Here is a 21,428-nt window from a genome sequence, read left to right on the forward strand (position 1 = left end):
CCTTTTGTTTAAATGATTTTGCGTATACTTTATCTCTACTGAATGTTCTGAATAATTAAGGACAAGCCATGCGTGTTTTGGTTGTGGAAGATAATGCTCTGTTACGCCATCATCTCGCCGTTCAACTGCGTGAAATGGGTCATCAGGTCGATGCCGCTGAGGACGCAAAGGAAGCCGACTATTTTTTGCAGGAGCATTTGCCGGACATCGCGCTGGTTGATCTTGGCCTGCCGGATGAAGACGGCATGTCGCTGATCCGCCGCTGGCGCGGCCAGTCGGTGCGTCAGCCTATTCTGGTGCTGACCGCCCGCGAAGGCTGGCAGGCCAAAGTCGAGGCGCTGGAAGCCGGCGCCGATGACTACGTGACAAAACCTTTCCATATTGAAGAAGTGGCCGCGCGTCTACAGGCGCTGATGCGCCGCAACAGCGGACACGCCTCGCAGATCATCGATATGACGCCCTTCCAGGTCGATCTGTCGCGCCGCGAACTCACTATCCACGACCAGCCGGTCAAGCTGACCGCCTTTGAATACACCATCGTGGAAACCCTGATCCGCAACGCCGGTAAAGTGGTCAGCAAAGACTCGCTGATGCTACAGCTCTACCCCGATGCCGAGCTGCGTGAAAGCCATACCATTGATGTGCTGATGGGACGGTTGCGTAAGAAAATTCAGGCGCTGCATACGGATGAGGTGATCACAACCGTACGTGGGCAGGGATACCGTTTCGACATCTGATGAAGTGGTTTACACGCTATCGCCCGCTTTCGCTGCGCGCCCGCTTTTTGCTGGCCTGTTCGGCTATTGTGCTGTTTCTCTCGCTGTCATACGGCATGGTGGCCGTTATCGGCTATGTCGTCAGCTTCGACAAGAATACCTACCGCGTTATGCGCGGCGAAAGTAATCTGTTTTTTACGCTGGCGCAGTGGCAAAACAACCAGCTGACGATTGCGCAGCCAGAGCGCATGACGCTGAATTTCCCGACGCTGGTGTTTATTTACGATGAGCAGGGCAAGCTGCTGTGGCAACAGCGCGACGTGCCTGAAATCCGCGCGAAAATTCAGCCTGAGTGGCTGCTGAAGCCTGACTTCTATGAGATCGACACCAGCAACCGCACCAGCGCCGTCGCCATTGGCAACGATCTGTCGGCGCAAAAACGGCTGCACGCCATCGATAATGACAGCAACGATACCTTTACCCACTCGGTGGCCGTCAACCGCTACGACGCCACCACCAACCTGCCTGCGTTAACCATCGTGGTCGTGGATTCGATCCCGCAGGAACTTCAGCATTCCGATGTGGTGTGGTCATGGTTCAGCTATGTGCTGGCGGCCAACCTGATTCTGGTAATCCCCTTACTGTGGCTGGCGGCGCACTGGAGCCTGCGTCCGATTGGACGTCTTGCCACGCAGATACGCGAGCTGGAAACCAACCAGCGTGAGAACCTCGACGACTCGCCGCCGCAGGAGCTGCGCAGCCTGGTGCGCAATCTTAATTTGCTGTTGAGCAACGAACGGCAGCGCTATACCCGCTATCGCACTACCCTTTCCGACCTGACGCACAGCCTGAAGACGCCGCTGGCGGTCCTGCAAAGCACGCTGCGTTCGCTGCGCAACAGCAAAGAGGTCACGATAGAACAGGCCGAGCCGGTGATGCTGGAGCAGATCAGCCGCATTTCGCAGCAGATCGGCTACTATCTGCATCGCGCCACCATGCAGGCGGACCACAACCCCCTGCTGCGCGATCTGCACCCGGTTTCCGCGCTGCTCGACAGCCTCTGCTCCGCGCTCAATAAGGTGTATCAGCACAAAGGCGTAGAGATTACGCTGGACGTTTCTCCGGAAGTCACCTTTATCGGCGACAAGAACGACTTTATGGAAGTGCTGGGCAACGTGCTGGATAACGCCTGTAAATATTGTCTGGAGTTTATCGAAGTCAGCGCGCGCCAGACCGATCAGGCGCTGCATCTGTTTATTGATGATGACGGTCCGGGCATTCCCGAAAGCAAACGCGACCTGGTGTTTGTACGCGGACAGCGCGCCGATACGCTGCGTCCCGGCCAGGGCCTGGGCCTTGCCGTCGTGGTCGATATTCTGGAGCAGTATGAGGGCCAGGTGATTGCTACATCCAGTCCGTTGGGGGGGGCGCGCATGGAAGTTATCTTCCGACGCCAGGAAGTCGAACATCGCCGCGAGTAGAAAGGCGCGCGGGCTGTTATACTTGCCTGCATTTACCGCCCCATGTGGAACCACTCTATGGACTATCAGCTCGATCTTAACTGGCCCGACTTTATTCAGCGCTACTGGCAAAAACGCCCGGTGCTGCTCAAACGCGGATTTAAAAACTTTATTGACCCTATCTCTCCTGACGAGCTGGCCGGGCTGGCAATGGAAAACGAGGTGGACAGCCGCCTGGTGAGCCATAACAACGGTAAATGGCAGGTGAGCCACGGCCCGTTTGAAAGCTTCGATCATCTCGGTGAAAATAACTGGTCGCTGCTGGTACAGGCGGTCAACCACTGGCATGAGCCGTCGGCGGCGCTGATGCGTCCGTTCCGTTTTCTGCCGGACTGGCGCATTGACGACCTGATGATTTCATTCGCCGTACCGGGCGGCGGCGTGGGTCCGCACTTCGATCAGTACGACGTCTTTATTATTCAGGGCACCGGCCGCCGCCGCTGGCGCGTCGGGGAAAAAGTGCCGATGAAGCAGCACTGCCCGCATCCCGACCTGCTCCAGGTGGAGCCGTTTGACGCCATCATCGATGAAGAGATGGAGCCGGGCGATATTCTCTATATTCCACCGGGCTTTCCCCATGAAGGCTATTCGCTGGAAAACGCCATCAACTACTCAGTGGGTTTCCGCGCGCCCAGCGGCCGCGAACTGATCAGCGGTTTCGCTGATTACGTGCTGGCGCGCGAACTGGGCAGCTATCGCTACAGCGACCCTGACGTGCCCGCGCGCGACTGCCCGTCGCAAATCCTGCCGGAGGAGCTGGAAGGCATTCGCAAGGTCATGCAGGACGTTATCGATCAGCCAGAGCATTTCGCTAACTGGTTCGGCGAATTTATTTCTCAGTCTCGTCATGAGCTGGACGTGGCGCCGCCGGAACCGCCCTATCAGCCTGATGAGATCTACGATGCGCTGCAACAGGGCGATACGCTGTCGCGTCTGGGCGGCCTGCGCGTGCTGACTATCGGCGAGGCGGTCTATGTTAACGGCGAGCGCGTCGAGTGTTCACAGCCGGCAGTGTTGACAGCGCTGGCGCACCGCCATCAGCTAAGCCTTGAGGATTTCGGTGAGGCGCTGGATGATCCGTCGCTGCTGGCGCAGCTGGCCGCGCTGGTTAACGCCGGATACTGGTATTTCGGCGACGCTGAGTAAGCAACATAAAACGCTCCCTGACGGGAGCGTTGACCACTGTACCCAGGCGCCTGCTCACCCTGAGGCGGGCGCGCGTTTTACGCCTTTTTCTCTGCGGCCAGTGCCGCCAGCCGCACGATCACATCAACCGCCTGCGCCATGATATTGAGCGAGGCGAACTCATGTTTGCCGTGATAGTTATAGCCGCCGGTAAAGATGTTCGGGCACGGCAGTCCCTTCCACGACAGGGCTGAGCCATCCGTGCCGCCGCGGATCGGCTTCACCTTTGGCTCGATGCCGCAGTCGCGCATGGCCTGTAGCGCCAGTTCGATAATATGCGGATGCGGCTCCACCTTCTCACGCATATTGCGATAGCTGTTGCTGATCTCTACCGTCACTGAGCAGTCTTTATGCAAACCGGCGTTAATACGCTCCGCGATCGCCGTCAGCACCTGCTTACGCTGCTCAAACGATGCCGTGTCGAAATCGCGAATAATGTACTGCAACTCGGCGTGCTCTACTGTGCCCTTCATCTGGTGCAGATGGTAAAAGCCTTCGTAGCCGTCAGTAAACTGCGGGCGCTCTTTCGCCGGAACTTCCGCATGGAAGGCGGTCGCCACGTCCAGCGCGTTCACCATGACGCCTTTTGCCGAGCCGGGATGCACATTATTGCCCACAATCTTCACCACCGCTGACGCAGCGTTAAAGTTCTCATACTCAAATTCGCCCAGATCGCTACCGTCCACGGTATAAGCCCAGTCGGCGGCAAACCCTTCCACATCGAAATGAGAGGTGCCGCGTCCGATCTCTTCATCCGGGGTAAAGGCTACGCGAATAGCGCCGTGCGGAATATCGCCTTTAGCGAGGCGCGCCATCGCCGTCATGATTTCAGCAATGCCGGCCTTATCGTCAGCGCCGAGCAGCGTCTTACCGTCGGTCGTGATCAGGGTATGGCCGGTCAGCTTATGCAGGATGGGGAACATCACCGGCGACAGCACCTCTTCACCCGTGCCCAGCGCAATATCGCCGCCGCGATAGTGCTCAATAATCTGCGGATTGACATTTTTCGCCGTAAAGTCAGGCGAGGTATCCATATGGGAGATAAAGCCGATCACCGGCGTCGGCCAGTCGACATTAGCGGGCAGCGTGCCCATTACACAGCAGTGATCGCTGAGGGATACGTCAACAAAACCCAGCGCAATCAGCTCTTCCTGCAACTTGCGCGCCAGCGTCCACTGCCCTTCACTGCTCGGCACCTGACGCGCCTGCGGTTTAGCCTGCGTCTCTATCGCCACATAACTTAGAAAACGTTCAAGTAACTGGTCCATATGCCATCCTTCAAAGAAGCAGACTGTTATTATCAACAGCCGTATCCGACGCGTGTTGCGTCATATCATTATCTGACAGGTTAACCTGCGCTGCGCGATTGCAGAAGCGATGAAGGAAAAAAACCAGGGGCTGCATCAAAAGGCGCATTTATCGCAGGCGGTATCATGCGCAGGGTCGCGCGTTATACGCTCTTTTCACCGTCAAAACATGGCATTGCCATGATTTTCAGGTATCATCGCGCCCTCTCGCTGGCAGGCCGTTACCAACGGCTATGCTGTAACCTGTTCGACCTCATTACCAACTGAGTGACTAAAATGACGCAAACACGCGCGCAGCAGGCGCTGGTTACGCTTTCTGGCATCAGTAAAGCTTTCGACGGCAAGTCCATTATCAGCGACTTTAACCTGACTATCGGACACGGAGAATTTATTACTCTGCTCGGTCCGTCAGGCTGCGGCAAAACCACTATTCTGCGGCTGATCGCCGGGCTGGAAGAGGTCGACAGCGGCCGCGTGATGCTGGATGACAATGACATCACCGATACCCCCGCCGAGCACCGCCACGTTAATACCGTATTCCAGAGCTACGCGCTCTTTCCGCACATGTCGGTGTTTGAAAACGTGGCCTTTGGCCTGCGCATGCAGAAAACTCCGCATGCCGAGATCGCCGCGCGCGTCAGCGAGGCGCTGGCGATGGTGCAGCTGGAAACCTTTGCCGATCGCCGTCCGCATCAGCTGTCCGGCGGTCAACAGCAGCGCGTCGCCATCGCGCGCGCGGTGGTGAATCGCCCCAAAGTGCTGCTGCTCGATGAGTCGCTTTCGGCGCTGGATTACAAGCTGCGCAAACAGATGCAGAACGAATTAAAAGCGCTCCAGCGCAAGCTCGGCATTACCTTTATTTTCGTCACCCACGATCAGGAAGAGGCGCTGACCATGTCAGATCGCATCGTGGTCATGCGCGACGGCAAGATTGAGCAGGACGGCACGCCGCGCGAAATCTATGAAGAGCCGAAAAATCTGTTTGTAGCGCGCTTTATCGGCGAAATAAACGTCTTTGACGCCGACGTGCTCGACATCCGCGATGCGCCGCGCCTGCGCGCGCGCGTGGAGGGTCGGGAATGCGATATTCATTGCTCCTTCCCGGCGAGCGTCGGCGATCGCCTGCACGTTCTGCTGCGACCGGAAGATCTGCGCGTTGACGAAGTGCACAGCGACCAGGCGGTGGAAGGGTTAATCGGCTACGTGCGCGAGCGCAACTATAAGGGCATGACGCTGGAATCTACCGTGGAGCTGGAAAACGGCAAGCTGGTCACGGTAAGCGAGTTCTTTAATGAAGACGATCCCGACTTCGATCACTCGCTTAATCAGAAAATGGCGGTGAACTGGGTGCCCAGCTGGGAGGTGGTGCTGCCGTATGAAACTGATGCGTAATCGTTTCCAGAAAGGCGTCACGGCGCTAATCGTCGGCTGGCTGACGCTGTTTGTGCTGCTGCCAAACCTGATGATTTTTATCACCAGCTTTCTGACGCGCGACGACGCGCGCTTCGTGCGCGGCGTATTTACGTTCAGTAACTATACGCGGCTGCTCGATCCCCTCTACGGCGAAGTGCTGCTGCACTCGCTGAATATGGCGGTTATCGCCACGCTTAGCTGCTTGCTGCTGGGCTATCCCTTCGCCTGGTGCCTGACAAAACTGCCGGCGCGCCTGCGCCCGCTGATGCTGTTTCTGCTGATTGTGCCCTTCTGGACCAATTCGCTGATCCGCATTTACGGGCTGAAAATTTTTCTCAGCACGCGCGGCTGGCTGAATGACTTTTTATTGTGGCTGGGCGTCATCGAGTCGCCTTTTCGCATTATGTACACGCCGCAGGCGGTGATCCTCGGCCTGATCTATATCCTGCTGCCCTTTATGGTGCTGCCGCTCTACTCCAGCCTGGAAAAGCTGGATCGCGCCTGTCTGGAAGCCGCACGCGACCTGGGCGCCGGTAAAGCGCAGACCTTCTTTCGCATTATCCTGCCGCTCACCATGCCCGGCATCGCTGCGGGCTGTCTGCTGGTGCTTATCCCGGCGATGGGGCTGTTCTATGTGGCCGATCTGATGGGCGGCGCAAAGAATTTGCTGATCGGCAACGTGATTAAGAGCCAGTTCCTGACGATTCGCGACTGGCCGTTCGGCGCGGCCACCAGCATTGTCATGACGCTGCTGATGGGCCTGATGCTGCTGTTTTACTGGCGCGCCGCGCGCCTGCTGAACAAAAAGGTGGAGCTGGAATGATGACGCGCCTGCTACGCGGCGGCTTTATGGCCGTGATCTACGCCTGGTTTTATATCCCTATCGTCATCCTGATCGTCAACTCGTTTAACGCGTCGCGCTTTGGCATCAACTGGCAGGGTTTCAGCACGCAGTGGTACAGCCTGCTGATGAACAACGACAGCCTGATTCAGGCCGCGCAGCACTCGCTGATGATGGGCGTGCTCTCCGCCAGCTGCGCGACGCTTATCGGCTCGCTCACCGCGGTCGCCCTCTACCGCTATCGCTTTCGCGGCAAACCCTTCGTTAGCGGCATGCTGTTCGTGGTAATGATGTCGCCGGATATTGTCATGGCGATTTCGCTGCTGGTGCTGTTTATGCTGCTGGGCATTTCGCTCGGCTTCTGGTCGCTGCTCTTTTCGCATATTACGTTCTGCCTGCCCTTTGTGGCGATCACCGTCTATTCGCGGCTAAAGGGCTTTGACGTGCGCATGCTGGAGGCCGCGAAAGACCTGGGCGCCAGCGAAACCACCATTCTGCGCAAAATTATTCTGCCGCTGGCGATGCCTGCGGTGGCGGCGGGCTGGCTGCTGAGCTTTACCCTGTCGATGGATGACGTGGTGGTCTCTTCTTTCGTGACCGGTCCGACCTTTGAGATTTTGCCTTTGAAGATCTATTCGATGGTCAAGGTCGGCGTCTCGCCGGAGGTAAATGCGCTGGCGACGATTTTACTGCTGCTGTCGCTGCTGTTGGTCGGCGTTAGCCAGCTGTTGCTCCGTGATAAAACCAAATAGAGGATTGATGATGAAGAAATGGTCTCACTGGCTGGCGGCTGGGGCGCTGGCGCTGAGCATGCAGAGCGCGCAGGCTGATAGCAGCAATACGCTCTACTTCTACAACTGGACGGAATATGTGCCGCCGGGGCTGCTGGAGCAATTCACCAAAGAGACCGGCATCAAGGTGATTTACTCTACCTACGAGTCCAACGAAAGCATGTACGCCAAACTGAAGACCTGGAAAGAGGGCGCGTACGATCTGGTGGTGCCTTCCACCTACTTTGTCGCCAAAATGCGCAATGAAGGGATGCTGCAAAAAATTGACAAGACGCAGCTGAGCAACTTCCATAACCTCGATCCCAGTCTGCTGAACAAGCCGTTTGATCCGAACAATGACTACTCTATTCCCTATATCTGGGGCGCAACGGCGATTGGCGTCAATACCGATGTGGTAGACGCGAAGTCGGTGCAGAGCTGGGCCGATCTGTGGAAGCCGGAGTATAAGCAAAGCCTGCTGCTGACCGATGACGCGCGTGAAGTGTTCCAGATGGCGCTGCGCAAGCTAGGACTTTCCGGCAACACGCGCGATCCAAAAGAGATCAATGCCGCCTTTGAAGAGCTGAAAAAGCTGATGCCAAACGTGCTGGCCTTTAACTCCGATAACCCCGGCAATCCCTATATGGAAGGCGAAGTCAATCTGGGTATGATCTGGAACGGTTCCGCTTACGTCGCGCGCCAGGCGGGCACGCCGCTTGAGGTGGTGTGGCCGAAAGAAGGCGGCATTTTCTGGATGGATAACCTGGCGATCCCGGCGAACGCGAAAAACAAGGCGGGCGCGCTGAAACTGATTAACTTCCTGCTGCGTCCGGACGTGGCGGCGAAAGTCGCGGAAACCATTGGCTATCCGACGCCGAACCTCGCCGCCAGGGCGCTGCTGCCGAAAGCGGTGGCGAACGATCCGTCGCTCTACCCTTCCGCCGAGGTGATCAACAACGGCGAATGGCAAAACGACGTCGGCGACGCCAGCGTGCTGTATGAGACGCTGTTCCAGAAGTTAAAGGCAGGCCGGTAAAAAGCAGCCGTAACGGCTAAAGGCGGATTAGCTACTAAGAAGCCGCAGCAAAGTTTAACCGCGGGTGACAGGGAGCGGGGAGCAAAGCGTCCCGCGACAGAGACAAAAACGCCGAGGCGTTTTTAGACAACGCAGCGCGTTGGCCCGTTTACGGGCGCACCTCAGGGACGAGGTGCGTATCCGCGCGGGACGAGCTGGCAGGGATACCGTTTTTGCGTCTTTGCGATCGGGCCTTGTCGCCCGCGTTACGTCCCTGTCCTGCAGCGATAGTTTTTTGATTTTCTACTTATACAAACTGCGCAAAAAACCATCCACAAACTGCGGTACTTCCTGGCTCGCCAGACCGTAGTGACGCTCGGCAAACTCATTGCCCACCTGGCTCGGCTCCAGATTCAGCTCCACGGTATGCGCGCCCTGAAGTTTGGCCTCATGCACAAATCCTGCGGCCGGATAAACATGGCCGGAGGTGCCGATGGCGATAAACAGATCCGCCTTTTCCAGCGCGTGGTAGATCTCTTCCATGCCGATGGGCATCTCGCCGAACCACACCACGTGCGGGCGCAGCGGCGCGGGAAACTGACAGCAGGTGCAGCGATCGTCCGTGGTGATATCCTTATCCCAGCTGATGACCTGGCCGCTGCTGGTGCAGCGCGCCTTCAGCAGCTCGCCATGCATATGCAGCACGCGGGTATTGCCTGCGCGCTCGTGCAGATTATCAATGTTCTGCGTCACCAGCAGAAAGTTTTCGCCCAGCACCTGTTCCAGCTCGGCCAGCGCTTTGTGCGCGGCGTTAGGCTGAATGTCGCTGGACTGCAACGCCCGACGGCGCTGATTGTAAAAACGCTGCACCAGTTCGGGATCGCGGCGGTAGCCTTCCGGCGTCGCCACATCTTCCACCCGATGTTCTTCCCACAGGCCATCGGCAGCGCGAAAGGTCTGGATGCCCGATTCGGCTGAGATCCCCGCGCCGGTCAGCACCACCACAAAGGGCTGCGGATGGGCCGCCAGTTCCGCCTGACGATCGCGCTCAAAAATACGCTGGCGAAAACGCTGATGTACCTTGCGACGGGTCTTTCTGTAGCGGGCGAGCCGCAAGCGTCGACGCGGTGTGCGCATAAAAACTCCTTGTGGGCGATGTCAGTCGCGCCAGAAAACTCAGGTGTAGCGGCCACGCGTGACAGCGCGATGCCGCCTTTTTTACTGACCGCTCAGCACGCGGGCCGGATCGATACGGCTGGCGCGTCGCGCCGGATACCAGCTCGCCAGCAGGCTAAGCACGATGGCCGTCAGCAACACCGAGAAGACATCCAGCCAGTGCAGCTCAGACGGCAGAAAGTCGATAAAATAAATATCCCCCGCCAGCAAATGATGGCCGGTCAGCGATTCTAACCCGCGCACCAGCGAGGTCAGATTCAGCGCCACCAGCACGCCGATAACGACGCCGCTGACGCTGCCAAGCAGCCCCGCCAGCAAGCCGTACCAGATGAAAATGGCGCGGATTAGCCCGTCTTTAGCGCCAAGCGTGCGCAGCACCGCGATGTCGCTGCTCTTCTCTTTTACCGCCATTACCAGCGTCGAGACGATATTGAAACAGGCTACGCCAATCACCAGCACCATCGCCAGATACATAATGGCGCGGATCATCTGAATATCACGATACATATAGCCGAAAGTGCCGATCCAGCTGCGAATATAGACATAGGCGTGGGTGGCTTCGCCCGCGTCGCGCACCAGCTTCACCGCCTGAAACGGGTCTTTCATCTTGAGCGCGATGCCCGTGACACTGTCACCCATATCCAGATAGCTTTGCGCGTCGGCCAGCGGCACCAGCGCCAGACTATGGTCCAGCATACCGCTCAGCTGCAGGATGCCGCTAACCTGAAGGCGGACTCGCTTCGGCTGTAGCAGCTTAGTGCCGCCATCATTGTTGGGGATCATGATGGTGATCCAGCTGCCCTGCTTTACGTTCAGCGCGCGGGCGATGCCGCCGCCTAAAATAATCTGCTGCTTGCCCGCTGCGAAGCGGGACCAGGCGTCACCCTCGACAAACTGCGGCAGCGCGCTCAGGCGCGGCTCCTGCGCCGGATCGACGCCTTTTACCTGCAACGCTTGCAGCTTCGCGCCGCTCTCGATCAGGCCGGTAAAATTCACATAGGGCGCGGCGGCGGCAATGCCGGGCACCTGCTCTACCGGCGCAATCAGCGATTGCCAGTTGCGGAAAGGCTGGTTGACCGCCTCGATCTCACCGTGCGGCACCACCGCCAGAATGCGGTTATTCAGCTCGCGCTCGAAGCCGTTCATCGCGCTCAGGCCGATAATTAATACCGCCACGCCCAGCGCGATACCCAGCGTCGAGATCACAGAAATCAGCGATACCATGCCGCCGCCACGGCGGCCGCGGCTGAAGCGCAGCCCTAACAACAGGGATAACGACGAACCCATTACAGCGCTCCTGCTAAGGTCACCTGCTCGCTTAACTGACCATCGCGCATCTCCATCTGGCGCGACAGGCGTTTCGCCAGGTGCAGATCGTGCGTGACGACCAGAAAGGCGGTGCCCTGACGAACATTCAGCTCGCCCAGCAGCTCAAAAATGGCGTCGGCGTTACGCGCGTCAAGGTTGCCGGTTGGCTCATCCGCCATCACCAGGCGCGGACGGTTCACCAGCGCGCGCGCGATGGAGACGCGCTGGCGCTCGCCGCCCGACAGCTCTGAAGGACGATGATGGGCGCGTTTTTCCAGTCCAACCGCAGCCAGCATTTCGCGCGCGCGCTGCTGCGCCTCGCCCTTGCCGGTTTTGCCAATCAGCAGCGGCATCGCCACGTTTTCCAGCGCGTTAAAGTCGGGCAGCAGGTGGTGAAACTGATAGATAAAGCCCAGCTCGCGGTTACGCAGCGCGGCTTTAGCCGAGGAGGACATGGCGTTCAGCGACTGTCCGTCAAACACCACATCGCCGGAGGTCGGCGCGTCCAGACCGCCCAGCAGATGCAGCAGCGTACTCTTACCTGAGCCGGAACTGCCGACAATCGCCATCAGCTCGCCGGGTTGCAGGCTAAAGGTGACGTTGCGCAGCACGTCAGTCTGCACGCTGCCTTCCTGATAGCGTTTGCACAGCTCGCGGCACTGCAACAAAGGGGTGTTACTCATAACGTAAAGCCTCAGCGGGTTGAACGGCGGCGGCGCGCCAGGAAGGATAAAGCGTCGACAGCAGCGCAACGACCATTGCCGTTACGGCAATAGTCACCACCTGCCAGACATTAATGTCGACCGGCAGCGCCGCGCCATCAAGAAACAGGCCGATAACCGGCATCAGATTATTGAGCTGGCTGGCGAGCAGCACGCCCAGCAGCGTCCCCAGCAGCGCGCCGATAATACCGGCGCTGGCGCCCTGCACCATAAATACCGCCACAATCTGACGACGGGTCAATCCCTGGGTTTGCAGGATCGCCACCTCGCCCTGCTTCTCCATGATCAGCAGGCCAAGCGAAGTAATGATATTGAAGGCGGCAACGGCAACGATCAGGCTGAGCAGCAGCCCCATCATATTTTTCTCCATGCGCACCGCCTGGAACAGGTCGCCTTTGCGCTCGCGCCAGTCTTTCCATACCAGTCCGCCCGGCAGGGCTTGCTGGCTCAGCGTATCGACATCCAGCGGTTTATCCAGCCACAGCCGCCAGCCGGTAACATTGCCTGCCGGATAGCGCATCAGGCGCGAGGCGTCCTGCTGGTTAACCAGAATCTGGTAGCCGTCCACTTCGCTGTTGGCGGCGTAGGTGCCCGCGACGGTAAACAGACGCTGGCTCGGCACGCGGCCCATCGGGGTAAACTGACTGACCGACGGCACCATCAGCCGCAGTTCGTCGCCGCGCTTAACGCCAAGCTGCGAGGCCAGCTGTTCGCCCAGAATGACGTTGTACTGACCCGATTGCAGCAGGCTCTGCGGCGTATTGACTAAAAACGGCGTCAGCGGATCCTGCTGGTCAGGTTGAATGCCCAGCATCACGCCGACTGACACGTTGTGCGCGCTTTGCAATACCACGTCTGAGGTGGTGAGCGGCTCAACGCGGCTGACGCCCTGAAGATGAAGGCTGCTGACAGGCTGCTGCTGCGGATTAATGCTGCCTTTGTCGCTGGTGACCAGCGCCTGCGGCATTAATCCGAGAATATTGCCCTCCAGCTCGCGCTCAAAACCGTTCATCACGGACAGCACAGTGACAAGAGCGAGCACGCCGAGCGTGATGCCGATAGTGGAGAGCCAGGAAACGAAGCGACCAAAGCGATCCGATGCTCGCCCGCGCATATAGCGCAGGCCGATAAATAGCGCGACAGGTTGATACATGTATTCCGTCTTGGCAGTTGCCTTAAAGTAGACCAGTGATGATAAAGGAGGCGTTCGGTTTATGAAACCTCTAACCCTCTGAGTACGCGGCAAAGTATGGCCGATTTTTGTAAAAAGGGACGACTACGGCGTTGCTCATCGATCCGGGGCATAGACTACACTTAAGAACGGAGTCACGACCAGGTTCATCAGGCGCTGGAGTCTACACCATGTTCAAATATCCCAAAGGCAGTATTGTGAAGCATAAATCGGGAGAGATTAAAGGCGAGATTGTTAACGTTTTTGAACAGGGAGACTCGCCGACCGGTTACTACGTTAAGTGGGACGATGGCAACCACAGCTACCATCTGGAAACAGATTTAAGCTGGGCGAATATCGATCGTCCGCGTATGCACTACACCCAACCGTCCGTTAAATAACTCGGCCACCGCGCAAAGGAAAAACCGTCGCAGCAGGTGATCGCCAGGACGTTATGTGGAATCATGACGCCCTGGAAAAAATGGAGAGAACCACAAGATCCCATGTCCGAACAGACCCGCTATGCCCTGCCCGTTAACCCCGGCGATCGTCGCCAGCTCGGCCAGCTGATCGGTGCCGCACACGCGGTAGAGTGCGCCAGCATTACCGAGCGCCACGCTGGTCCGGTGCTAATGATCACTCCCGATATGCAAACCGCGCTGCGTTTGCTGGATGAAATCCGCCAGTTTACCGATCTGCCCGTCAGTCATCTCGCCGACTGGGAAACGCTGCCTTACGACAGCTTTTCGCCGCATCAGGATATTATTTCGGCGCGCCTTTCAACCCTTTATCAGCTGCCGACCATGACGCGCGGCATGCTGATTATGCCGGTGAACACCCTGATGCAGCGCGTCTGTCCCCATGCTTATCTGCACGGCCATGCGCTGGTGATGAAGCAGGGACAAAACCTGTCGCGCGACCGCCTGCGCGATCAGCTGGAGCAGGCGGGCTATCGTCACGTCGACCAGGTGATGGAGCATGGCGAGTACGCCACGCGCGGCGCCCTGCTCGACCTCTTCCCGATGGGCAGCGAGCAGCCCTATCGCATCGACTTTTTCGATGACGAAATCGACAGCCTGCGTCTGTTTGACGTCGACAGTCAGCGCACGCTGGAGGCGGTCCCGGCGATCAACTTACTGCCTGCGCATGAATTTCCCACCGATAAGGCGGCGATTGAGCTGTTCCGCACCCGCTGGCGCGAACTGTTCGATGTGCGCCGCGAGCCGGAGCATATCTACCAGCAGGTCAGCAAAGGCACCCTGCCTGCCGGGATTGAGTACTGGCAGCCGCTGTTTTTCGAACAGGAACTGCCGACGCTGTTCAGCTATCTGCCCGACAACACGCTGATTGTTAACTGTGGCGACCTGAGCGGCAGCGCGGATCGTTTCTGGCAGGATGTGGAGGCGCGCTATGAAAACCGCCGCGTCGATCCGATGCGTCCGCTGCTGACGCCCGCCACCCTTTGGCTGCGTCCGGACGCGCTGCTGAGCGAGCTAAACCACTGGCCGCGCGTGCAGATGACCAACGAGGTGCTGCCGGAAAAAGCGGCCAATACCAATCTTGGCTATCAGCCGCTGCCCGATATTGCCGTGCAGGCGCAGGCCAAAGCACCGCTGGATCCGCTGCGCCAGTTTCTGGACGCGTTTAGCGGTCAGGTTACCTTCTCAGTAGAGAGCGAAGGCCGTCGCGAAAGCTTGCAGGAGTTGCTGGCGCGCATCAAACTGCGTCCGCAGACGGTGCAACGATTCGATCAGGCTGAAGAACGCTTTACGCTGATGATCGGCGCCAGCGAACGCGGCTTTGTCGACACCCTGCGCGAACGCGCCCTGATTTGCGAAAGCGATCTGCTGGGCGAGCGCGTCAGCCGTCGCCGTCAGGATACGCGCCGCACTATCAATCCTGATATTTTGATCCGCAACCTGGCGGAGCTGACGCCCGGTCAGCCGGTGGTTCATCTGGAACACGGCGTGGGCCGCTATATCGGCCTGACCACGCTGGAAGCCGGCGGCATCATGGCGGAGTACCTGATGCTCTCCTATGCCAACGACGCCAAACTCTATGTGCCGGTTTCCTCGCTGCATCTGATTAGCCGCTATGCCGGTGGCGCAGATGAAAATGCGCCGCTGCACAAACTGGGCAGCGACGCCTGGTCGCGCGCGCGCCAGAAAGCGGCGGAAAAAGTGCGCGACGTCGCCGCCGAGCTGCTGGATATTTACGCTCAGCGCGCGGCTAAAGCCGGCTACGCGTTTAAACACGATCGCGAGCAGTACCAGCTGTTCTGCGAAAGCTTCCCGTTTGAAACCACGCCCGATCAGGCCCAGGCCATCAACGCGGTGCTGAGCGATATGTGCCAGCCGCTGGCGATGGATCGTCTGGTGTGCGGCGACGTCGGCTTTGGTAAAACCGAAGTGGCGATGCGCGCCGCCTTCCTCGCGGTCGAAAACCACAAACAGGTTGCGGTGCTGGTGCCGACCACGCTGCTGGCGCAGCAGCACTACGACAACTTCCGCGATCGCTTTGCCAACTGGCCGGTGCGCATTGAGATGCTGTCGCGCTTCCGCAGCGCGAAAGAACAGGCGCAGGTGCTGCAGGAGGCGAGCGAAGGCAAGGTTGATATTCTTATCGGCACCCACAAGCTGCTGATGAGCGATCTGAAGTGGCACGATTTAGGGCTGCTGATCGTCGATGAGGAACACCGTTTCGGCGTGCGCCACAAAGAGCGGATCAAGGCGATGCGTGCGGACGTGGATATTCTGACGCTGACCGCAACGCCGATCCCGCGCACCCTGAATATGGCCATGAGCGGCATGCGCGATCTGTCGATCATTGCCACGCCGCCTGCGCGTCGTCTGGCGGTGAAAACCTTTGTGCGCGAGTATGACAACCTGGTGGTGCGCGAGGCCATTCTGCGTGAAGTGCTGCGCGGCGGCCAGGTTTACTACCTCTACAACGACGTCGAGAACATCGAAAAGGCGGCGCAGCGGCTGGCGGAGCTGGTGCCGGAAGCGCGTATCGCCATCGGGCACGGCCAGATGCGCGAGCGCGACCTTGAGCGGGTGATGAATGACTTCCACCACCAGCGCTTCAATGTGCTGGTGTGCACCACCATCATTGAGACCGGCATCGATATTCCTACCGCCAATACGATTATTATCGAGCGCGCCGACCATTTCGGTCTGGCTCAGCTGCACCAGCTGCGCGGACGCGTAGGCCGGTCGCATCACCAGGCCTACGCCTGGCTGCTGACGCCGCATCCGAAGGCGATGACGACCGATGCGCAGAAGCGTCTGGAGGCGATCGCCTCGCTGGAGGATCTCGGCGCGGGCTTTGCGCTGGCGACCCATGACCTGGAGATCCGCGGCGCGGGCGAGCTGCTGGGCGAAGAGCAGAGCGGCCAGATGGAGACGCTGGGCTTCTCGCTCTACATGGAGCTGCTGGAGAACGCGGTGGATGCGCTGAAGGCCGGTCGCGAGCCGTCGCTGGAAGATCTCACCAGCAACCAGACCGAGATCGAACTGCGCATGCCCGCCCTGCTGCCGGAAGACTTTATTCCTGACGTCAATACGCGCCTGTCGCTCTATAAGCGTATCGCCAGCGCTGAGGGTGAAGAGGAGTTGCAGGAGCTGAAGGTCGAGATGATCGATCGCTTCGGCATGCTGCCGGACGCGGCGCGCAATCTGCTGGATGTCGCGGCGCTACGCCTGGTGGCGCGCAGTTTTGGTATCCGCAAGATTGAAGCCAGCGATAAAGGCGGCTTCTTTGAATTTGCGCCGCAAAACAGCGTCGATCCCGCCTGGCTGATTAGTCTGTTGCAGAAAGATCCCCAGCAGTGGAAGCTGGACGGTCCGACACGGCTGCGCTTCACGCGCGATCTGACGGAGCGCAAGCTACGCATGGAATGGGTGCAGAGCTTTATGGCCCAGCTGCGCGAGAATCGTGTTTAATCTGCCTGTCGCCTGAAACGTCTCCCGCCCGTCGGGAGACGTTTTCTCCGTTACTTCAGCCCCATCGCACTACGCAGCGTAAAGAAGAGATCGGTCTGATCGGTTAACCCTACGACATTCGCGGCATAAGGACCATAGGCCGCAATGCGCAGCTGCGTTCCGGTATGGCCCTGTGAATCGGTATCCGAGTTGCCGTAGCTGAGGGTCATGATCGCGTTGTCTTTGGTGTTTAACGCCTGCGTCAGGCCTGGCGCTGCCGTGCCGTTAGCAATGATCTGGCTGCTGTGGGCGTGATCCGCTGTCACCACCACCAGCGTGTTGCCCTCTTCACGGGCAAAAGCCAGCGCCTGCTGAACGGCTTCGTCGAGATCCACCGTTTCGCCAGTCTGACCGCACGGGTTCGCTGCGTGATCTTCTTTATCAATAGAAGCGCCTTCAACCTGTAAGAAGAAGCCGTTCTGGTTGGTTTTCAGCAGGTCTATCGCTTTGGCCGTCATCTGCGCCAGCGTTGGCGTGGCGACCGGGCGATCTTTATTTATCTCGCAGGTCACCGCGGGCCGATCGATGTTGCCGTGATAGCTTGCCTTCGGCCCTTTCCAGCGCACGGGCATATTTCCCTCCGCAAAGAGACCGAGCAGCGGTTGCCGATCGTTCGCGGCGCTAACCGCATTCAGCTCCTGCCAGTCGCTGACCAGCCGGTAGCCCCGCGCCTCTGCCTGCTCGCGCAGGGTTTTGCCCTGGTATTCGCCCGCTTTCGCCACTTCATTAAAAGATTTGGCTCCGCCGCCCAGCACGACGTCAGCGCGGGTTTGCAGGATTTGTTCGCTGATCGATCCCCGACCGCCCTGCTCCAGCGCATTGCTGGCGCACAGTTCGCTGGTTTTCTCCGGGCCGTAGCATTTGCGGCTGGTGACATGCGCCATCAGCGCAGCGGGCGTGGCATCCTGTATTTCAGCTGTTGAGACGTTGCCGGTCGCTTTACCTGCCGCTTTGGCGATCTCCAGCAGGGTTTGCTGATCCTTGCCGTTAACATCGACGCCGATAGCGCCGTTATAGGTTTTGGTGCCGGTGGCCCAGGCGGTCGCGGAAGCGGCAGAATCCGTTACGTAGTCAGGCTTATGGGTTTTCTTGTCCAGGGAGTAGTGGGTGTACTGCCCCGTCAGCGGCAGCGCGTCAATGCCTTTAAAGAAGCCGCCCGCGCCCTCCGCCAGGTTACGCGCGGCGGTGATCTCTGAATCGCCCATGCCGTCGCCAATCAGCAGAATGACATTTTTCGCCGTGGTGTTGCGCAGCGACGCCTTCAGCGCCTCTGTTTGATCGCCGGTCAGGCGACGCGCGCCGCCGTGCTGGGTAATATCACCGGTAGCGGCGCGCGTGTACGCGCCATCAGCGGCTGTGCTGGCCGTTTCCGCGCTAACGGAAAGGCTTATCAGCGAGGCCAGCAGCGAAAAAGTAAAAAAGCGCATCGGTTTCATCTTGTGTTCCCTTATTAGCAAAATTTACCAGAAGTTTCAGGCGTTAAGTCTGTGATGCTTTGGTGACATTTTTGTGGCTGGCGGATTTCGTTTTAATGACAATCGAAGCGAAATGCGCAGAGATAAAACGATTCGAACAGAGCTTAAGCGGATAGAAGAAAAGAGAAAAATAGTGCTTGACCCTTTCAGGGCGACTCCCTATAGTAGCGCCCCGTTGACCCAGCAAGGTCAGCGAACAAAATGTGGTGAGGTGTCCGAGTGGCTGAAGGAGCACGCCTGGAAAGTGTGTATACGGCAACGTATCGGGGGTTCGAATCCCCCCCTCACCGCCATCATTTCAGAGAAGAGCCTGAACGAAAGTTCAGGCTTTTTTCGTTCATATTCTCCGATGAGGGGGGGTATGAGAACCCCCGCCGGGTTCGACAGCAGGCGCAGCCTGCTGGACAGCGGAGCCTGCGACGCTGCCCGCAGGGCGAGCGCAGCGAGTCAGTCCCCCCCTCACCGCCATAGATTCCAGAAAAATGCCTGAACTTACGTTCAGGCATTTTTTTTCATATTCTCCGATGAGGGGGGTATGAGAACCCCCGCCGGGTTCGACAGCAGGCGCAGCCTGCTGGACAGCGGAGCCTGCGACGCTGCCCGCAGGGCGAGCGCAGCGAGTCAATCCCCCTCACCGCCATCATTTCAGAGAAGAGCCTGAACGAAAGTTCAGGCTTTTTTCGTTCATATTCTCCGATGAGGGGGGTATGAGAACCCCCGCTGGGGTTCGACAGCAGGCGCAGCCTGCTGGACAGCGGAGCCTGCGACGCTGCCCGCAGGGTTAACTGGTTGCACAACAAAAGAAAAGCTCGCCGAAGCGAGCTTTTATTAAAAGAAAGCCTTTAATCTGAATTCTTCATCAAGAAAAGGATCAGATCTTTAAGAATGGAAATTCCACCATAAAAACAAAAAAGAATCACCATAAATCGAGCAATCTCGTATGGTATAAATGCCATCCATCCATTAGGGAACAAATTAACAGAGGTTAACGCCATACCTGCCAGAAATATGCCCGGTATAATACAGGCTCCCTTAACCCTTTTTGCTCTACCATGTGCACGTTCCGATTCCGACATGATTACTCCCCGAACCGCCGCCATTGCCATTACCCCCAGAAAAACATTGCCCGGTGAAAGCCCCTAAGACAGCGCCCTTAATTGCGTTAGGTAATGAAGGGGCTCCAGCTAAAGCGCCGGCAACAATACTAACGGCACAAGAATTATCTCTCAATATGGAAAGAAGATCTAACCCATTGGACTGAGTGCCAACAAAACCGCCACCTTGACCACCATACGTGGGATGTCCTGTATTGAACGTATGGCTATTGAAGGATTCATAAGCACTGTTAGCATTTGCGCCCGCAACCATATTTAATTGCGCTCTACTCAAAATTCCCCTATTTGAATCTCCTGAATGTGCTTTGTTGAAATCAAAACCGGCAGCGCTGCCTTTTTTATATCACCATCGTGTCTAGCGTTCAAAAAAAAATAATTAATTCAAAATAGCCAAATATCTATTTGAAAAAAAATAATAATTACCTGTGCTATTTCCTGACAACCTCAAAAAATAACAATTATTTCCATTCATCTGGCAAAAAATGACAAAATATCGCGACATCAATCACATAAAAATAAAGAAATTTTGGATTTTTTTAAAGTTAACAATTTATTTACGTGGATTTTAGCTCTCGCCTGAGTAAGAGAACACTGCCCCCTCGCCGCTATTATGTCAATGACTCCGCCTCTCACTCCGCCATAAAAAAACCCGGCTTGCGCCGGGTTTTGCTTGCTACACAGACCTACTCAATCATCCATACGCATGCAGGGTGCGCTGACAAAGCGCCGAGCGCACACAGTCATCTTTGCCGAAGCGTACAATGCCGACCATCTCGTCCTCTTCGAATCGCGCCAGCGCGTCCGCAAGACCGGAAGGCACCCCAGCGGGCAAGTCGCACTGGGTAATATCACCGTTAACAATCACCGTGACGTTTTCGCCAAGGCGCGTCAAAAACATTTTCATCTGAGCCGCGGTCACGTTTTGTGCCTCGTCGAGGATCACCACCGCATTTTCGAAGGTACGACCGCGCATATAGGCGAAAGGCGCAATTTCGACCTTGCCGATTTCGGGTCGCAGACAGTACTGCATAAAGGAAGCGCCAAGACGTTTAACCAGAACGTCGTAGACCGGCCGGAAATACGGGGCGAATTTTTCTGAGATGTCCCCAGGCAGGAACCCCAGATCTTCATCGGCCTGTAACACCGGTCGTGTGACGATAATCCTGTCGATGTCCTTATGTATCAGGGCCTCTGCCGCTTTCGCGGCGCTGATCCAGGTTTTACCACATCCGGCCTCACCGGTTGCAAAGATCAGCTGTTTCGTTTCTATGGCCTGGAGATAGTGCGCCTGAGCGTCATTTCTGGCGGCGATCGGCGAACGGTCGCGAATATCACGCGCCATCCCGATTGCATCCAGCCCACCCATCTGCACCAGCGAAGTGACCGATTCTTCTTCACGCTGACGATGACTACGAGAGTCATTACGAAGCACCCTTCTGGCTTCACGACGCGCTTTGATCACTGCTTTCTGTCTTCCCATAGTCGCACCTTACAGTTGGTTTCATTTCCCGCGTTGGGCCGATGCCCGCCACGATTAACTGAACGCTTTAGAGGTTTGATTGGCTTCCTTTTGAGCCATGACGTGCCGTTGATAAAGATGTGCTGCCGCACCGAGGCGCAACCGCACACCGGTAAAATGGAGGAAAGAAAACTATTTACGAAAGAAGAGGAAGCTGCCGAGGGTATCTTACCCCTCGCCGACGAGTGCGAA

General features: G+C 57.6%; 17 protein-coding genes and 1 tRNA gene. 10 read left to right on the plus strand and 8 right to left on the minus strand.

Annotation, left to right across the window (positions count from 1 at the left end; translation table 11 throughout):
• Positions 1-68: 68 nt before the first annotated feature.
• From phoP to BBB56_RS15980, 3 genes are read left to right on the plus strand one after another with little or no spacing between them, the layout of a single operon-like run.
• Positions 69-737, plus strand: a complete 669-nt coding sequence (phoP, locus tag BBB56_RS15970) for a two-component system response regulator PhoP (protein ID WP_123801929.1) — start codon at positions 69-71, stop codon at positions 735-737.
• Positions 737-2,197: a two-component system sensor histidine kinase PhoQ gene (phoQ, locus tag BBB56_RS15975; protein ID WP_123801930.1), complete on the plus strand. Its 1,461-nt coding sequence runs from the start codon at positions 737-739 to the stop codon at positions 2,195-2,197. Before phoP ends, phoQ begins: the two co-directional genes overlap by 1 nt.
• Before the next feature lie 57 nt (positions 2,198-2,254).
• Positions 2,255-3,382 carry a ribosomal protein uL16 3-hydroxylase gene (locus BBB56_RS15980; RefSeq protein WP_123801931.1) on the plus strand — a complete coding sequence of 376 codons (1,128 nt, stop codon included), beginning with the start codon at positions 2,255-2,257 and terminating at the stop codon, positions 3,380-3,382.
• A gap of 77 nt (positions 3,383-3,459) precedes the next feature.
• On the opposite strand, the gene pepT is transcribed toward BBB56_RS15980, so the two are convergent.
• Entirely contained in the window at positions 3,460-4,689 is a 1,230-nt protein-coding gene (gene pepT, locus BBB56_RS15985) for a peptidase T (protein ID WP_123801932.1), read from the minus strand.
• Between the two features lie 315 nt (positions 4,690-5,004).
• On the opposite strand from pepT, the gene potA reads away from it, so the two are divergent.
• Genes potA through potD form a run of 4 tightly spaced genes read left to right on the plus strand, consistent with a single transcriptional unit; the run spans position 5,005 to position 8,788 of the window.
• Positions 5,005-6,120, plus strand: coding sequence for a spermidine/putrescine ABC transporter ATP-binding protein PotA (potA, locus tag BBB56_RS15990; RefSeq protein ID WP_123801933.1), 1,116 nt, complete (start codon positions 5,005-5,007; stop codon positions 6,118-6,120).
• Complete coding sequence (potB, locus tag BBB56_RS15995; protein WP_123801934.1) at positions 6,104-6,964, plus strand: spermidine/putrescine ABC transporter permease PotB; 861 nt, start codon at positions 6,104-6,106, stop codon at positions 6,962-6,964. Before potA ends, potB begins: the two co-directional genes overlap by 17 nt.
• The gene (potC, locus tag BBB56_RS16000) at positions 6,961-7,734 is read left to right on the plus strand and encodes a spermidine/putrescine ABC transporter permease PotC (RefSeq protein WP_123801935.1); all 774 of its coding nucleotides are present in this window, start codon (positions 6,961-6,963) and stop codon (positions 7,732-7,734) included. The genes potB and potC overlap by 4 nt, the downstream gene beginning before the upstream one ends.
• Before the next feature lie 10 nt (positions 7,735-7,744).
• The gene (gene potD / locus BBB56_RS16005; protein WP_123802003.1) at positions 7,745-8,788 is read left to right on the plus strand and encodes a spermidine/putrescine ABC transporter substrate-binding protein PotD; all 1,044 of its coding nucleotides are present in this window, start codon (positions 7,745-7,747) and stop codon (positions 8,786-8,788) included.
• A 282-nt stretch (positions 8,789-9,070) separates the two neighbouring features.
• Here the strand turns inward: potD and cobB are convergent, their stop codons facing one another.
• The 4 genes from cobB to lolC form a co-directional block, all read right to left on the minus strand.
• A complete protein-coding gene (gene cobB / locus BBB56_RS16015) occupies positions 9,071-9,904 on the minus strand; it encodes a Sir2 family NAD+-dependent deacetylase (RefSeq protein ID WP_123801937.1) in 834 nt (277 codons plus the stop codon).
• A gap of 81 nt (positions 9,905-9,985) precedes the next feature.
• Positions 9,986-11,230 (minus strand): lipoprotein-releasing ABC transporter permease subunit LolE, encoded by a 1,245-nt coding sequence (gene lolE, locus BBB56_RS16020; protein ID WP_123801938.1) that lies wholly within the window; start codon positions 11,228-11,230, stop codon positions 9,986-9,988.
• Positions 11,230-11,934 carry a lipoprotein-releasing ABC transporter ATP-binding protein LolD gene (gene lolD, locus BBB56_RS16025; protein WP_123801939.1) on the minus strand — a complete coding sequence of 235 codons (705 nt, stop codon included), beginning with the start codon at positions 11,932-11,934 and terminating at the stop codon, positions 11,230-11,232. The genes lolE and lolD overlap by 1 nt, the downstream gene beginning before the upstream one ends.
• Positions 11,927-13,126: a lipoprotein-releasing ABC transporter permease subunit LolC gene (gene lolC, locus BBB56_RS16030; protein WP_123801940.1), complete on the minus strand. Its 1,200-nt coding sequence runs from the start codon at positions 13,124-13,126 to the stop codon at positions 11,927-11,929. Before lolC ends, lolD begins: the two co-directional genes overlap by 8 nt.
• A gap of 209 nt (positions 13,127-13,335) precedes the next feature.
• Here lolC and BBB56_RS16035 point away from each other — a divergent pair, with 209 nt between their 5' ends.
• Together BBB56_RS16035 and mfd are read left to right on the plus strand one after the other, a co-directional pair.
• Positions 13,336-13,545 (plus strand): hypothetical protein, encoded by a 210-nt coding sequence (locus BBB56_RS16035; RefSeq protein ID WP_123801941.1) that lies wholly within the window; start codon positions 13,336-13,338, stop codon positions 13,543-13,545.
• 102 nt (positions 13,546-13,647) lie between these two features.
• Positions 13,648-17,088: a transcription-repair coupling factor gene (gene mfd / locus BBB56_RS16040; protein ID WP_123801942.1), complete on the plus strand. Its 3,441-nt coding sequence runs from the start codon at positions 13,648-13,650 to the stop codon at positions 17,086-17,088.
• 50 nt (positions 17,089-17,138) lie between these two features.
• Here the strand turns inward: mfd and phoA are convergent, their stop codons facing one another.
• Positions 17,139-18,563, minus strand: a complete 1,425-nt coding sequence (phoA, locus tag BBB56_RS16045; protein ID WP_123801943.1) for an alkaline phosphatase — start codon at positions 18,561-18,563, stop codon at positions 17,139-17,141.
• Between the two features lie 244 nt (positions 18,564-18,807).
• Between phoA and BBB56_RS16050 the strand changes: the two genes are divergently transcribed.
• Positions 18,808-18,895, plus strand: a tRNA-Ser gene (locus tag BBB56_RS16050).
• Between the two features lie 549 nt (positions 18,896-19,444).
• Here BBB56_RS16050 and BBB56_RS16055 read toward each other — a convergent pair.
• Together BBB56_RS16055 and phoH are read right to left on the minus strand one after the other, a co-directional pair.
• Complete coding sequence (locus tag BBB56_RS16055) at positions 19,445-19,678, minus strand: hypothetical protein (RefSeq protein WP_123801944.1); 234 nt, start codon at positions 19,676-19,678, stop codon at positions 19,445-19,447.
• A 730-nt stretch (positions 19,679-20,408) separates the two neighbouring features.
• On the minus strand, positions 20,409-21,197 hold the full coding sequence (phoH, locus tag BBB56_RS16060; protein WP_123801945.1) for a phosphate starvation-inducible protein PhoH: 789 nt from the start codon (positions 21,195-21,197) through the stop codon (positions 20,409-20,411).
• Positions 21,198-21,428 lie beyond the last annotated feature (231 nt).

The sequence above is a fragment of the Candidatus Pantoea deserta genome, from assembly GCF_003813865.1.
GTDB lineage: Bacteria > Pseudomonadota > Gammaproteobacteria > Enterobacterales > Enterobacteriaceae > Pantoea > Pantoea deserta.